This is a genomic window from Alteraurantiacibacter aquimixticola (genome assembly GCF_004965515.1).
In the GTDB taxonomy this organism is placed as follows: Bacteria; Pseudomonadota; Alphaproteobacteria; order Sphingomonadales; family Sphingomonadaceae; genus Alteraurantiacibacter; species Alteraurantiacibacter aquimixticola.
The window spans coordinates 459156-473969 of record NZ_SSHH01000004.1; the positions used below are offsets into that span (position 1 = coordinate 459156).

A 14814-nucleotide genomic window follows, 5' to 3' on the forward strand; every position below is an offset into this window, starting at 1 on the left:
CGCCGCATGCGCATCACCGCCACGCTGATGCTGGTCGCGATGGGGGCGGTCTTCGCGCTGGCGCATTGGCAGCTCGATACGCATCCGGTCTGGGGCTATGTCCATGCCTTCGCCGAAGCCGCCATGGTTGGCGGGCTGGCGGACTGGTTCGCGGTGACGGCGCTGTTCCGCCACCCGCTGGGCATTCCGATTCCGCATACGGCGATCATCCCGCAGAACAAGGACCGCATCGCGGACACCATGGCGGGCTTCCTGCGCCGCAATTTCCTGACGCCGCATGTGGTGGCGCGGCGCATGCGCGACATGAATGTGGCCTATGCCGCCGGCGAATTCCTCGTTCAGAAGCGCGAGGGCGAGATGGGCCGCGTGCGCACCGGCATGGTGGAGCTGCTGGTCGAACTGCTCGAATCGCTCGATCCAACCAGGCTGGGCATGCAGGTGAAGGCGGGCCTCGCGCGGCAGGCGGAGAAGATCGAGGTCTCGCCGCTGCTCGGCAAGATGCTGGAAGGCGCGATGGCCGACAATCGCCATCGCCCGCTGATCGACGGGATGATTCGCTGGGCGGGCCTGACGCTTGAGGACAATGAGGACATGGTCCGCAACATGATCCACCAGCGCGCCAATGCCGTGCTGCGCTGGACGGGGCTGGACGAGCGGCTGTCCAATTCGGTGCTCGACGGGCTTTACCGCCTGCTCGCCGAAATCCTCGTCGATCCTGAACATCCCTTGCGCGGCAAGGTGGAGGAAGGCCTCGCCAAGTTCGCGCATGATTTGCAGCATGACGAGGCGCTACGGGCGAAGGTGGAGAAGGCCAAGTCGGACCTCCTCGCCAACCCGGCGCTGGGCGACTGGTGGATGGGCGTGTGGGAACGGATGCGCCTGTCGCTGATCGCCATGGCGCGCAATCCCGATGCGGCGATGCAGGGCCAGCTCGGCTCAAGCCTGAAGGAACTGGGCGAAACGCTGAAGAGCGATCCCGCCTTGCAGACGCAGGTCAACCGCCTCGCGCGGCGCACGCTGGTGGGCGTGGTGCAACGTTATGGCGAGCAGATCGTCCGGCTCGTTTCCGAAACGGTCAAGCGTTGGGATGCGCAGACCATCACCGACCGCGTGGAAAACGCCGTCGGCCGCGACCTGCAGTTCATCCGCATCAACGGCACGCTGGTGGGCGGGCTGGTTGGCGTGACGATCCACGCCGTGACGCAGCTGATCTAGCGGCCGAAGGGCCGCGCCAGGCCGAGGAAATAGTCGACCATCCAGTAGCTCGCCATCGGTTGCCCATTGGCATCGAGCGCCGGATGGAAGCGGCCGTTTTCCATGATCCCCTTGCAAATCGCCTCATTCTTGCTGTCGCTGAGCGAGGGCCAGTGGACGTGGCACGAGGTCGGCTTGCCCTCTGCATCCACCATCACGCGGAACGGATTGCGGGACCCTCCGAAGGCCGCGAAATCGCCGAAGCCGACGGCATTGCCGGGGATCCATTCATAGGCCGGGCCGATCGGCTCCACCGGGGCGCTCATGCCGCGATGCGCTTCCCAGTCGAGCCCCCAACTCAGCAGCAGGTCGTCAGTGCAGGCCTGCAAGGCCTCCACCGCGCCGCCCAGCGACCCGGTCTCGATACGGAGCGGCTGCAGCATCCCTTCATTGAGGGCGATTCCCGTCACCCCGGCAGCGAATTCCCCCTCCGCCGTGCGGTCATAGGGGGCGAGCACCATGGCCCCTTCCTCGCGGCCGGGCACCATGGCGGGCGGCGCGGTGAAGGGATTGGGGCCAAGCAGGATGGTGCCGAGATTGAGATAGGTCTGTCCGTCCGGCGTTTCCGAGCGAATGAACATGGCCGTGCGCTGGTCATGCGCTTCGCTCGCGGGAAGGTAGCGATAGCCGATCTGTTCCGCCGTGCGGAAAGTACGCAGCGCCTCGCCGACGAGGATCAGTCGCGCGCCATTGCCCAGCCGGTTGCGTTCGAGCGCCAGCGCCACGCTGCTTTCACCGTCGGAGAAGCTGCGTGCGAGCCGGCACGAATCCTCGCCGGCATCCAGCGTCCAGCTGCCATCCCGCTCGAACACGCGCGGGCCGTCCTGTGCCTGTACCGGCGCGGCGGTCATGGTGAGTAGCGCCGCACCGGCGGCCAGAAGTGCTGTGGTTTTCATCGCTCCTCTCCCTGACCGCGAAAATATTCGCGCCGCTCCTCGCGTCAACCAGCAAAAAGGGGCCGCGCATGGCGTATATGCGCGGCCCTTTTTCGAATGGCCGATAAGGCGGGAGGGCGATCAGGCCGCCTGCTTCACCTCGGCAACGATCTTCTTCGCTGCGTCGCCCAGGTCTTCGGCCGGGACGATCGGCAGGCCCGAATTGGCGAGGATGTCCTTGCCCTGCTGCACATTGGTGCCCTCGAGGCGGACCACCAGCGGCACCGACAGGTCCACTTCCTTGGCCGCCGCCACGATGCCCTCGGCAATCGTGTCGCAGCGCATGATGCCGCCGAAGATATTGACCAGGATGCCCTTCACTGCCGGGTCGGACAGGATGATCTTGAAGGCCGCGGTCACCTTCTCGGTCGTCGCGCCGCCGCCCACGTCGAGGAAGTTGGCCGGGAAGGAGCCATTGAGCTTGATGATATCCATCGTCGCCATGGCCAGGCCCGCGCCGTTGACCATGCAGCCGATATCGCCATCGAGCTTGATATAGGCGAGGTCATGCTTGGAGGCTTCGACCTCCATCGGGTCTTCCTCGGTCTCGTCGCGCATCGCTTCCACGTCGGGGTGGCGATAGAGCGAATTCGAATCGAAGCTCATCTTGGTGTCGAGGACGAGGAGGTTGCCGTCCTTGGTCTCCACCAGCGGGTTGATCTCCAGCATGTCGCAATCGAGGCTGGTGAAGGCGGTGTAGAGCTGCTTTGCCAGCTTCTGTGCCTGCTTGTTGAGGTTGCCGGTCAGCTTCAGCGCGAAAGCCACCGCGCGGCCGTGATGCGGCATGAAGCCGGTCGCCGGGTCGATGGTGATGGTGGTGATCTTTTCGGGCGTGGAATGGGCCACTTCCTCGATATCCATGCCGCCTTCGGTCGAAACGATCATGGCGATGCGGCCCGATGCACGGTCGACCAGCATGGAGAGGTAATATTCTTCAGCGATATCAACGCCATCGGTCACGTAGAGGCGGTTCACCTGCTTGCCGGCTTCGCCCGTCTGGATCGTGACCAGCGTGTTGCCGAGCATTTCCTTCGCATCGGCTTCCACATCCGCGATGCTCTTGGCCAGACGAACGCCGCCCTTGGCATCCGCGCCCAGTTCCTTGAACTTGCCCTTGCCGCGTCCACCGGCATGGATCTGCGCCTTCACGACATAGAGCGGTCCGGGCAGCTGTTTCGCGCTTGCGACAGCCTCTTCGACGGTCAGCGCGGCATGGCCCGTGGGCACGCCGATGCCGAATTTCGCGAGCAGTTCCTTGGCCTGATATTCATGGATGTTCATCGCTGGTGAAACCTTTGCGTGAATAAGGAGAGGATGAGGGGCGCTAAAGCATCATAGCGCCTCGCTTGCAATGCAGACTCGCCCATACCACCTGATTGGCCAATGATTGATCGTTTTCGCCTGAGAGACATATGTGTGGAAGCCGGCCAGATCGCCAAGCGCCAGTGGCCTGGAGACGGGCACAAGGTGGAAAGCTGGGACAAGGGCGGTAACAGCCCGGTCTGCGCCGCCGATATCGAAGTGGACGGCTTCCTCAAGCAGGAACTGGGCCGGCTGCTGCCTGCGGCCGGCTGGCTGTCCGAGGAGACGGCCGACGACCCTTCGCGCCTCGATCGCGACCTGATCTGGGTGGTCGACCCCATTGACGGCACGCGCGATTTCCTGCGCGGTCGCCCCGGCTGGGCGGTCTCCGTGGCGTTGGTGAGCGCGGGCCGCCCTCTGATCGGCCTGCTGGTTGCTCCGGCGCGTGGCGAAGTCTGGACTGCGACGGCGGGCACGGGCGCGCGGCTCAATGGCGTGGATATTGCGGCGAGCAAACGCCTCGCTTTTCCCGGCGCCCGCGTTCCGGCGGATACGCTGGCGAAGGAGGACGAGGACCTGTCCATGGTCGAGAAACCCAACTCGATCGCGCTGAGGATCGCCATGGTCGCCGATGACCGGGCGGATCTGCTGGCCACTTTGCGGTGGGGTTTCGAATGGGACGTCGCCGCCGCCACGCTGATCGCGCGCGAGGCCGGGGCGCGCGTCACCGACGCCTTCGGCAAGCCGCTCGCCTACAACAAGCCCGACCCGCGCGCCTTCGGCCTGCTGGTCAGCGCGCCCGCGATCCATGACGATGCGGTGGAGCGGCTGGCGGATCGGGCGAGGTTGTTGAGTTAGGCACCCGCATCCGCGGGTGCATCCTCGGTGCTGTTCCCTCCGCTACGCTGCGGGGCACCTGCGGGCGGCCGTTCGGCCTTGCGGTCGATGTGCGACCGTGCTCCGCGACTTTTCTTTCTGGCGATGGAACGGGCCGAAGGCCCGCAAGCGCGAACGCGGGTCCGCAGCGATGCCAGCTCTGCTGGCAGGAAGCGAGGAGGGCACCGGCCCGGATGGGCCGGTGCCACTCAAATCAATAAGCCGCTTCTACGTCCTGTTCGGTGATCGGCGTGATGCGGATTTCCACGCGGCGGTTCTGCGCGCGGCCGGCTTCGGTGGTGTTGTCGGCGATCGGATACTGCTCGCCATAGCCGATCGTCTCGATACGGGCGCGGGCGACACCGCGCGAGGTGAGGAAATTGGCGACCGATTCCGCGCGGCGGCGCGACAGGTCGAGATTGTACTGCTCGCTGCCGGTCGAATCGGTGTGGCCCATCACGTCGATCAGCGAGTTGGGATAGTTGACCATCGATTGCGCCACGCCATCCAGCGTGTTGCGCATCTGCGGGCTGATCGCGGTCGAATCGACGGCGAAGGTGACGTCCGGCAGGTTCACGAGGATGCCGTCGCCATTGGGCGTTTCGGTCACGTCGACGCCGGAACCGGCAGTCGCTTCTTCCAGCTCGCGGATCTGTTCGTCCATGCGATAGCCGACATAGCCGCCAGCAGCCGCGCCGATGCCCGCACCCACGATACGCGCGGTCTTGCCGCCCACCAGGCCGCCGAGCAAATAGCCGAGGCCAGCGCCGCCGATGCCGCCGATGGCGGTGCGCGAGATCTTCCGCTCGCCTGTGTTGGGATCGGTGACGCAGGCGCTGAGCGACAGCAGCGATGCGGCGGCGATGCTAGATACGACAATGCGCGACTTCATCATGGAGATATTCCTCTCTGCACAAATTGCCGCGACCCGGGACGGGCCGCGTGGTCCATGTCGCTCTAAACGGCTCAGGGCCCAAGGCGTTCCACACGTGCCTGCTGCATAAAGCTTAGACTCGCGCGCCGATTCTGCTAGCGAGAATTTTCCCATGTCACCTTTTCCCTGGTCCGATCTTGCCGTTTTGGCGGGGCTCATATTGCTCAATGGCGTCTTCGCCATGTCGGAGCTCGCCATCGTCTCGGCACGCACGTCGCAATTGCGCGTGGCGGCCGAAAACGGGAGCAAATCGGCCAAGGTCGCGCTTGAGCTGGCGGCGCAGCCGGGTAAGTTCCTCTCCACCGTGCAGATCGGCATCACCCTGATCGGTATCGTCAACGGCGCCGTCTCGGGCTCTGCCCTTGGCGGGCCGGTGGGTGAGCGTATCGCGTTGCTTGGCGTTGAGCCGGAGCTGGCGGGCGATATCGGCTTCGTCCTGGTCATCGTGCTGACGACCTATTTCAGCCTCGTGGTGGGTGAGCTTGTGCCCAAGCAGCTGGCGCTGCGGGCCGCGAATCCCGTTGCCCTGATCATGGCACGGCCCATGGCGCTGCTGGCGCAGGTGGCCGCGCCCTTCGTCTGGCTGCTCGATTCTTCCTCCAGCATGATCTTGCGGCTGACCGGCGTGAGCCATGCCGGCGAACACGGCCTTACCGCGCAGGAACTGCAGATGATCTTCGCCGATGCGACGCATTCGGGCGTGATCGAGGAGCAGGAGCGCGCGATCCTTTCCGGCATCATGAAGCTCGCCGAAAAGCCCGTGCGCGAGCTGATGACCCCGCGCACCGAGCTTGACTGGATCGATGCCGATGCGGGCGAGGCTGCGATGCTGGAGATCGTGGCCGAAACCCCGCATTCCACCCTGCCGGTGGCCGAAGGCTCCCCGGACAAGGTGCTGGGCGTGGTGAAAGTGCGCGAGATCCTGGCGCTGCGGGTGGCGGGGGAGCCGATCGTGCTTGCCGAGCTGATCCGCAAGGCGGAGGTGCTGCCCGACCAGCTCGATGCGATGGACGCCCTGCGCGTGCTGCAGCAATCGGGCACCGGCATGGCCATGGTGCATGACGAATACGGCCACCTGGACGGGATCGTCACCACGGCCGACCTGCTCACCGCCATTGCCGGCAGCTTCGCCAGCCACCAGGACGAGGGCGATGAGCCGATGGTGGTCGAGCGCGCCGACGGCTCCCTGCTGGTATCGGGCGCCATGCCCGCCGATGCGCTGGCCGAACGGCTGGAGATCGGCCTGCCCGACCAGCGCGAATTCGCCACTGCCGCGGGCTATGTCCTCTTCATGCTCAAGCGCTTGCCCGTCGAAGGCGAATATTTCGAGGAGCAGGGCTGGCGGATCGAGGTGATCGACATGGATGGCCGCCGGGTCGACAAGCTGCTTGTTGCAAGGCGCCCCGACGCCAGCTGAATCCTGTTGCAAGTCCATCTGGACGGAGGCAACCTTCCCCCGTCGCCGGACGTTCCGGCGATGCGAGGGCGCCCGCAAGACTCGCGCGCCCGGATCATGACGCGATGATGATCGTACCGACTTATGTGGGCCCCAGCGAAATCGAAGGGGTCGGCATATTCGCCGCTGCCCCGATCGCCCGCGGCACCGCTATCTGGACTTTAAGTGACGATTACGACCTGCTGCTGAGCGAGGAGCAGGTCGCCCGCATGGACGCGCTGCAGCGCGATTTCGTGGACCGCTACGGCTATCCGCACACGACCAAGCCGGGGCTGGTCGTGGTCGAATTCGACAATGGGCGTTTCATGAACCATTCGGACAAGCCGAACGGGGATTTCTCAAGCCCCGCCATCGGCGTGGCGCTGCGCGACATTGCCGCGCATGAGGAACTGACCTGCGACTACGCGCAGCTCGATCCCATTTATACGATGCAGCCGGGTCGGTCCTTCATCGCCGCCACACGCGGGAATGGAGAGGTGCCGGCGGGCCTCAGCCCGGAATAACGCTCCGCGCGGCCTGGCCGTCGCCCTCAGGGGCGGCGATGATGGCGCGGGTAGTGGTGCCCTTGTCCACCGTGTAGGTGTTCGGGTCGCCCACGGTGGAGCGGATCGAAGTCTCTGCCGTGCCCGCGCGATCGAGCGCGCTTGTTTCAACAGCGCTGCGCGTTTGCGGCGGGAACAGGGCTTCCAGCGCCTGCTGCGAGGCGGTGCCTTCGGCCGGGCGCGGGGCGCCAGGGGCAGGGGGCACGAGTTCGAAATCGGGCGGGATCACCAGCGGGGCCTGCCGCTGCACGGCGAATTCATCGGGCCGCTCACGGCTGGAAATCAGGCCGCCGCCACAGGCCGACAGCATGGCGGTCGCGCCGATGGCGAGAGTGATCCGGGTAACATTGCGCATTAATCTGTCTCCGCGGGATTGGGTTCCGCTGTAATCTCGTCCTGCTCTGTGGCCGGTTTCTCGCCGATGAACAAGGCGCGGGCAAGGAGAATCACCACACCGATGGTGATCGCCGCATCGGCCACGTTGAAAATCATGAAGGGCCGAATGGTGCCGATATGGAAGTCGGCATAGTCGATGACATAGCCATACATGAAGCGGTCGCGGATATTGCCCAAGGCCCCGCCCAGGATCAGCGAGAGCGCGGCAATATCCCACATCTTCACTTCGCGCATGATCCACACGAACACGGCCAGCGCGATCAGTGCGGTCACCACCACCAGCGCCCAGCGCATCTCCATGCTCGTCGCCGAAAACATGCCGAGCGAGACGCCGTAATTATTGGTGCGGGTGAAATCGAAGAAGGGCAGCAGCGGGTAATGGTCGCCCACATGGGTGAGGCCGAGCGTGCCGACCACGAAGTTCTTCATCCACTGGTCTGCGGCGAAGATCGCCAGCGCGATGCCGAGGCCGATCAAGCGAGCGCGGGTGAAGATCGCCATCATGCGCCTGCGTCCATCTTGCCGACGACATCCTCGCAGCGATCACAGAGGTCCCCGTCCTCACTGACTTCGGGCAGCAGGCGCCAGCAGCGGCCGCATTTGGCGTCGGAGGACTTGGTGACGCTCACACCGTCCGCATCGCCGCGCGTCACGGCGCCGGTGATGAAGAGCTCGGCCAGATCCGCATCGCTGAAACCTGCGGGTACGGCGCTTGCCGGCACCACCACTTCGGCTTCGAGGCCGGAGCGGATGGTCTTTTCGCGGCGCAGCGGCTCGATCGCTTCGGTCACGCTTTCGCGCAATTCGCGCAGGGCGCGCCAGCGGTGGTGGTCGGTGGTCGAATGCGGCACTTCCGGCCATTCGAGCAGGTGCACGCTCTCCCCATCGGGATAGCGCGTGCGCCACACTTCCTCAGCTGTGAACACCAGCACCGGCGCGGCGTAGCGGATCAGCGCCTGGAACATCGTGTCGAGCACGGTGCGATAGGCGCGGCGCTCCAGCCCTTCCGGATGGTCGCAATAGAGCCGGTCCTTGCGGATATCGAAGAAGAAGGCCGACAAGTCCTCATTGCAGAAATCGACCAGCGCGCGGGTATAGGCGTTGAAGTCGAAATCCTCGACGCTGCGCTTCATCTTCGTGTCGAGATCGACCAGCAGCGCCAGCATGTAGCGCTCCAGCTCCGGCATGTCCTTGACCTCGACCGCTTCCGCCGGATCGTAATCCGACAGCGCGCCGAGCAAATAGCGGAAGGTATTGCGCAGCTTGCGATACTGGTCCGCCACGCCTTTCAGTATTTCCGGGCCGATCCGGTGATCCTCGGTGAAATCGACGCTCAGCGCCCACAGGCGGATGATGTCGGCGCCATATTCCTCCATCACCTTCAGCGGGTCGACGGTGTTGCCGATCGACTTCGACATTTTCTTGCCGTCCGCCGCCATGGTGAAGCCGTGGGTCAGCACCGCCTTGTAAGGCGCGCGGCCGCGCGTGGCGCAGCTTTCGAGCAAGCTCGACTGGAACCAGCCCCGATGTTGGTCGCTGCCTTCCAGGTACAGGTCCGCCGGGCTGGACAGCTCGGGCCAGACATCGCTTTCCAGCACGAAGGCATGGGTGGAGCCGGAATCGAACCACACGTCGAGAATATCGGTGATCCGCTCGTAATCATCGAGGTTGTAGTCGTTTCCGAGCAGCGCCTGCGCGCTTTCATCGGACCAGGCGTCCACACCCTCGGCACGCACGGCGGCGATGATGCGGTCATTCACCGCCTTGTCGACGAGATATTCGCCCGTCTCGCGATGGACGAACAGCGTGATCGGCACGCCCCAGGCGCGCTGGCGGGAAAGCACCCAATCGGGACGGCCCTCGACCATGGAGCCGATGCGGTTGCGGCCCTTTTCCGGCACGAAGCGCGTTTCGGAAATCGCCTTCATCGCGGTTTCACGCAAAGTGGCCGTCTGCTTGGCGTCGGTCGTGATGGCGAGTGCGCCGCCGATCGCATCGGGCACCGCGACCGGATAGTCGAAGGGCGCGATCGGCTTGTCCATCGGCACGAACCATTGCGGCGTGCAGCGGAAGATCACCTTCTTTTTCGAGCGCCAGCTATGCGGGTAGGAATGCTGGTAATCCGCGCTTGCCGACAGCAAAGCTCCAGCTTCCTTGAGGTCTTCGCAAATCGGGCCGTCCGGTGCGTTGAAATTGGGGTTGATGACGGCGCGGCGGCGCTCGTCATCGCCGCCCAGCCACAGCCAGTCGTCGCGATAGACGCCGCCCGCATCGACCACGAATTTGGGCGAGATCCCGTGCTCCTTGCACAGCTCGAAATCGTCCTCGCCATGATCGGGCGCCATATGGACGAGGCCCGTGCCGCTGTCCGTTGTGACGAAGTCGCCGGGCAGGAACGGGCGCGGCTCGGCGAAGAAGCCGCCGAGATGGTGCATTGGGTGGCGGGCGACGGTTCCGGCGAGGTCGGAGCCTTTGCCGCTCCATACCATGTCCCAGCCGTAGCCATTCTCGATGGCCGTAGTTTCAATTCCGGTCCGGCCGAAGAACGCGTTGGCTAATTCGCCTGCGATCAGGAAAATCTTCCCATCGACGGCGCGGATCGCGGCGTAGTTTACTTCCGGCCCATAGGCTAACGCCTGATTCACCGGGATCGTCCAAGGCGTCGTCGTCCAGATTACCGCGTAAGCACCGACCAGTTCCTCGATCGGCGATTCCGTTATCTCGAACGCCACGTCGATCTGGGTCGAGACGATATCCTCATACTCGACCTCGGCCTCGGCCAGCGCGGTCTTCTCCACGGGCGACCACATCACCGGCTTGGCGCCGCGATAGAGCTGGCCGCTTTCGGCGAATTTCAGCAGCTCGGCGACGATGGCTGCCTCGCTCTCGAACTGCATGGTGAGGTAGGGGTGGTCCCAGTCGCCATTGACGCCGAGGCGCTGGAGCTGGCTGCTCTGCGTATCGACCCAGTGCTGGGCATAGGCGCGGCATTCGGCGCGGAATTCCTTGGCCGGGACCTCGTCCTTGTTGAGCTTCTTCTTGCGGTACTGCTCCTCCACCTTCCATTCGATGGGGAGGCCGTGGCAGTCCCAGCCGGGAACATAGGGCGCATCCTTGCCGGCCAGGCTTTGCGTGCGGCAGACCATGTCCTTCAGGATATGGTTGAGCGCATGGCCGATATGCATGTCGCCATTCGCATAGGGCGGTCCGTCATGCAGGATGAAGGTCTCGCGCCCCTTGCGCGCCGCGCGCAGCTTTTCGTAGAGCTTCTCGTCCTGCCAGCGCTGCAGGATGCCCGGCTCCTTCTGCGGCAGGCCGGCCTTCATGGGAAAATCGGTCTTCGGCAGGAAGACGGTGTCCCGGTAATCTCGCTTGTCGGTGCTCTCGGTCATTAGGCAGCGGCGCTTAGTAGCTTGCGGGCCTCCTCGCAATCCTTCTCCATCTGCGCGACGAGGTCGTCGAGATTGTCGAACTTCGCCTCGGGCCGCAGGAAGTGGCGCAGCTCGACCTCGATCTCCTGTCCGTAGAGGTCACCGGAAAATTCGAAAAAATAGGGTTCGAGCAATTCCTTGGGCGGATCGAAGGTCGGGCGCACGCCGACATTGGCCGCGCCTTTCAGCTCCTCTCCGGTGGAGAGCACGCGGCCGGTCACCGCATAGATGCCGAAGCGGGGGCGCAGATAGCTGCCCAGCTCCATATTCGCGGTGGGATAGCCGATCTCGCGGCCGCGCTTGTCGCCATCGACCACCGTGCCGCGAATGGCGAAGGGGCGGGTGAGCAATTCCTCTGCCACTTCGCATTCGCCCGCTTTCAGCGCGTCACGGATGCGGCTGGAGGAGACGACCTGCCCGCCATGCTTGACCGGGCCGACCTGGCGCGCCTTCACGCCGCACGTCGCGCCGACATCGTGCAGCACATCGACATTCCCGCCGCGGCCCTTGCCGAAAGTGAAGTCCTCCCCCGTTACCACGCCCGCCGCGCCGACCTGGCGGGCGAGCAGGTGGGCGACGAAGTCCTCCGCCGTGGTGGCGGCCAGCGCATCGTCGAAATGGAAGACGAGCATGGCATCCGCGCCTGCCTCGATGAACAAAGTCTCGCGCTGGTCGAGGCCGGTCAGCCGGAAGGGCGGCACATGCGGGGCGAAATGGCGCACCGGATGCGGATCGAACGTGGCGACGATGGCGGGGCGCCCCTCGGCCTTCGCCCATTCCACCGCCTCGGCAACCACCTTCTGGTGGCCGAGATGGAAGCCATCGAAATTGCCCAGCGCCACGATGGCGCCGCGCAAGGGCTCGGGTACGGGATCGCGATGGTCGAGGCGCATATCAGTCGCTCCCCTGCATCGGTTCGATCCCCGCTGCAAGGACGCGCAGCGCATTGCCGCCCATCGCGGCGCGGATTTCCTCCTCGCTGAAGCCTTCGTCCAGCAGGGCCTGCGTCACCTGCACGACGCCCGCTGTGTCGAAGGCAGTCTCCACCGTCCCGTCGAAATCGCTGCCCAGCGCGACATGCTCGATGCCGACAAGGTCGCGTACATGGCGCATGGCGCGGGCGATGGCGTGGGGGGAGAGGCCGCAGACGGCGGCGGGCCAGTAGCCGACGCCGATCAGCCCGCCGGTCGCTGCGACGCCGCGAATCTCCTCATCGGTGAGGTTGCGATTGACGGCACAGGTCGCCTGCACCCCGCCATGGCTCGAGACGACCGGGCGGCGCGCCATGGCCAGCACCTCGGCGACGCATTGATGGCTGCAATGGGCGATATCGACCACCATGCCCATCGCCTCCATCCGCCGCACCGTCTCGCGGCCCATTGACGTCAGTCCGCCCTTGGTGACGCCATGCATCGATCCCGCCACCTCATTGTCGAAGAAATGCGCCAGCCCGGCCATGCGCACGCCCGCGTCGTAAAGCGCATCGAGATTGGCGATATCGCCTTCGAGATTGTGCAGCCCCTCGACCGAGAGCATCGCGCCGACGGGCCGTGCGGCATCACCCCGCGCGGCAAGCAGGGCCGCGACGTCCGCGCCATCGCGGATCGCCACCAGCGCGCCGCCCGACCCTTCCACCGCGCGATCGAGCTTGGTGCCGTGCCACAAGGTCCGCTCAAGCAAGGAACCCCATGTCCGCACCGGCTGCAACTGGCCGATAGCGAGCAGGGTGATGCGGTCGGTCTCGTCCGTATTGCTCTCGTAATTCTGGTTCTCTGGCGTCTTGGTGACGCTGGAGAAGACCTGCAGCGCCACATTGCCGTCAATCAGGCGCGGCAGGTCGACATGGCTGTGATCCACGCGGTCGAGCATATCGCGCTTCCACAGCAGCGTATCGGCATGCAGGTCGACGATGGTGAGCGTGTCATGCAGCGCGCGCGCTTCGTCCGAGACGGCAATCGCGCCGCTTTCATCCACCAGGTTCATCGTCCGGTCGAAGTAACCGGGCGCGAGCGTGAAGAAGGCGATGGCAAGGGCGAGCAGCAGCCCCAGAAGGCCGAGGCCCAGCCGCCTGATCATCCCAGCCGCTCATAGGTGACGAAGTCATAGGGCGGCCAGCCATCGGCGGCCCCGTGCGGTTCACGAGAGACCTCGCGCCATTCGGCGGGATCGGGCGCGGGCATGAAGACCTCGCCCTGCGTATCCTCATGCACTTCGGTGATTTCCCAGTGCGTCGCCTCGTCAGCCATCAGCGCGAAGATTTCCGCCCCGCCGATTACCGAATAGCTCTCACCGTCCAGCAGGGCGAGCGCCTCGTCCACCCCATGTGCCACTTCCGCACCATCGGCGGACCAATCCGGATCGCGCGTCAGCACGATATGGCGGCGACCGGGAAGCAGGCCGGGCAGCGCGTCGAACGTCTTGCGCCCCATCACCATTGGATGGCCCATGGTCAGCTTCTTGAAACGCTTGAGGTCGGCGCTGATCTGCCACGGCACGTCGCCATCCTTGGCGATGCAGCCATTGGTCGCGCGCGCGACGATGAACAGCACTTCGCGCTTGGCCTGCTCCGTCATCATCCCACCCGCGTGATATGGCCCATCTTGCGCCCTTCGCGCGCCTCGGCCTTGCCGTAGAGATGGAGATGCGCCTTGGGATCGGACAGGTGCTTTTCGATATCCAGCGCCTCGGCCCCGATGAGGTTGTCCATCACCATGGTGTCGGAGATGCTGGAGGTATCGCCCAGCGGCAGGCCGCAAATCGCGCGGACATGGTTTTCGAACTGGCTGGTGACTGCGCCCTCGATCGTCCAGTGGCCCGAATTGTGCACGCGCGGCGCCATTTCGTTGAACACCGGGCCATTGTCCGTGGCGAAGAATTCCAGCGTCAGCACGCCGACATAATTGAGCTCCCGCGCGACTTCGATCGCCAATGCGCGCGCTTCCTCCACCTGCTCACCCACAATGGCGGGGGCGGGCAGCTCGCAATGGGCAAGGATGCCGCCATCATGCCGGTTGCGCGTGGAATCCCAGAAGCGCACCTCGCCATCGCGGGCGCGCACCATGATGACGGAGAATTCGCATTTGAATTCCACCAGCCCTTCATAGACGAGGCGGCTTTCGGGAATGCGCAGTCCGGTGGCATCGGCCACGGTCTGTATCTTCCACTGGCCCTTGCCGTCATAGCCGTCGCGCCGCGTCTTCATGATCCCGGGCACGCCGACCTGGCGCACCTCCTCTTCCACGTCGGTATCGTGGTTGATCGCGGCAAAGGGCGCGGGACGGCCGCCCAGCCTTTCGATATAGCGCTTCTCGCTATAGCGGTCCTGCGCCACTTCCAGCGCGTTGACGCCGGGGGCGAGCATGGCGGCGGGCAGCGTCAGCAGCGGCTCCACCGGCACATTCTCGAACTCATAGGTGATGACGTCGCAGGCTTGCGCGAAAGTGCGCAGCGCCTCCAGATCAGTCCAGGCGGCGCTGGTGAAGGAATGGGAGACCTCGGCCGCCACGCTGTCCTTTTCCGGCGCGTAGACATGGCAGCGATAGCCCAGCTGTGCCGCCGCGATTGCGATCATCCGGCCAAGCTGGCCGCCCCCCATGATGCCGATCGTACTACCCGGTGCGAGCACGTGTGGTGGTCCTTTTCCCCTGTGACATGCGGGTCCGCTAACCCGCTGTCCTTATCATCTGGT

The 14814-nt window shown here is 64.9% G+C and carries 14 protein-coding genes; 4 read left to right on the forward strand and 10 right to left on the reverse strand.

Annotation, left to right across the window (positions count from 1 at the left end; translation table 11 throughout):
• Window positions 1-6 precede the first annotated feature (6 nt).
• Complete coding sequence (locus E5222_RS15955; protein WP_136694885.1) at window positions 7-1215, forward strand: DUF445 domain-containing protein; 1209 nt, start codon at window positions 7-9, stop codon at window positions 1213-1215.
• Here E5222_RS15955 and E5222_RS15960 read toward each other — a convergent pair.
• Both E5222_RS15960 and sucC read right to left on the reverse strand, forming a co-directional pair.
• On the reverse strand, window positions 1212-2150 hold the full coding sequence (locus E5222_RS15960) for a hypothetical protein (protein ID WP_136694781.1): 939 nt from the start codon (window positions 2148-2150) through the stop codon (window positions 1212-1214). The genes E5222_RS15955 and E5222_RS15960 overlap by 4 nt on opposite strands.
• Before the next feature lie 120 nt (window positions 2151-2270).
• The gene (gene sucC, locus E5222_RS15965; protein ID WP_136694782.1) at window positions 2271-3470 is read right to left on the reverse strand and encodes an ADP-forming succinate--CoA ligase subunit beta; all 1200 of its coding nucleotides are present in this window, start codon (window positions 3468-3470) and stop codon (window positions 2271-2273) included.
• A 102-nt stretch (window positions 3471-3572) separates the two neighbouring features.
• On the opposite strand from sucC, the gene E5222_RS15970 reads away from it, so the two are divergent.
• Window positions 3573-4349, forward strand: a complete 777-nt coding sequence (locus tag E5222_RS15970; RefSeq protein ID WP_136694783.1) for a 3'(2'),5'-bisphosphate nucleotidase CysQ — start codon at window positions 3573-3575, stop codon at window positions 4347-4349.
• A 232-nt stretch (window positions 4350-4581) separates the two neighbouring features.
• On the opposite strand, the gene E5222_RS15975 is transcribed toward E5222_RS15970, so the two are convergent.
• The gene (locus E5222_RS15975; protein WP_136694784.1) at window positions 4582-5262 is read right to left on the reverse strand and encodes a YiaD family glycine zipper/OmpA-like lipoprotein; all 681 of its coding nucleotides are present in this window, start codon (window positions 5260-5262) and stop codon (window positions 4582-4584) included.
• Between the two features lie 151 nt (window positions 5263-5413).
• Between E5222_RS15975 and E5222_RS15980 the strand changes: the two genes are divergently transcribed.
• Both E5222_RS15980 and E5222_RS15985 read left to right on the forward strand, forming a co-directional pair.
• Window positions 5414-6718, forward strand: coding sequence for a hemolysin family protein (locus E5222_RS15980; protein WP_136694785.1), 1305 nt, complete (start codon window positions 5414-5416; stop codon window positions 6716-6718).
• Window positions 6719-6822: 104 nt separating this feature from the next.
• On the forward strand, window positions 6823-7260 hold the full coding sequence (locus E5222_RS15985) for an SET domain-containing protein (protein WP_136694786.1): 438 nt from the start codon (window positions 6823-6825) through the stop codon (window positions 7258-7260).
• On the opposite strand, the gene E5222_RS15990 is transcribed toward E5222_RS15985, so the two are convergent.
• The 7 genes from E5222_RS15990 to E5222_RS16020 are packed head-to-tail and all read right to left on the reverse strand — an operon-like array spanning window position 7247 to window position 14751.
• Complete coding sequence (locus tag E5222_RS15990; protein WP_136694787.1) at window positions 7247-7654, reverse strand: DUF3035 domain-containing protein; 408 nt, start codon at window positions 7652-7654, stop codon at window positions 7247-7249. The genes E5222_RS15985 and E5222_RS15990 overlap by 14 nt on opposite strands.
• Window positions 7654-8199 carry a signal peptidase II gene (lspA, locus tag E5222_RS15995; protein ID WP_136694788.1) on the reverse strand — a complete coding sequence of 182 codons (546 nt, stop codon included), beginning with the start codon at window positions 8197-8199 and terminating at the stop codon, window positions 7654-7656. The genes E5222_RS15990 and lspA overlap by 1 nt, the downstream gene beginning before the upstream one ends.
• Complete coding sequence (gene ileS / locus E5222_RS16000; protein WP_136694789.1) at window positions 8196-11087, reverse strand: isoleucine--tRNA ligase; 2892 nt, start codon at window positions 11085-11087, stop codon at window positions 8196-8198. The genes lspA and ileS overlap by 4 nt, the downstream gene beginning before the upstream one ends.
• Window positions 11087-12019 carry a bifunctional riboflavin kinase/FAD synthetase gene (locus E5222_RS16005; RefSeq protein ID WP_136694790.1) on the reverse strand — a complete coding sequence of 311 codons (933 nt, stop codon included), beginning with the start codon at window positions 12017-12019 and terminating at the stop codon, window positions 11087-11089. Before E5222_RS16005 ends, ileS begins: the two co-directional genes overlap by 1 nt.
• Before the next feature lies 1 nt (window position 12020).
• Window positions 12021-13202 (reverse strand): dipeptidase, encoded by a 1182-nt coding sequence (locus E5222_RS16010; protein ID WP_425456274.1) that lies wholly within the window; start codon window positions 13200-13202, stop codon window positions 12021-12023.
• On the reverse strand, window positions 13199-13699 hold the full coding sequence (locus E5222_RS16015; RefSeq protein ID WP_136694887.1) for a dihydrofolate reductase: 501 nt from the start codon (window positions 13697-13699) through the stop codon (window positions 13199-13201). The genes E5222_RS16010 and E5222_RS16015 overlap by 4 nt, the downstream gene beginning before the upstream one ends.
• Entirely contained in the window at window positions 13699-14751 is a 1053-nt protein-coding gene (locus E5222_RS16020) for a 5-(carboxyamino)imidazole ribonucleotide synthase (RefSeq protein WP_136694791.1), read from the reverse strand. The genes E5222_RS16015 and E5222_RS16020 overlap by 1 nt, the downstream gene beginning before the upstream one ends.
• Between the last annotated feature and the right edge of the window lie 63 nt (window positions 14752-14814).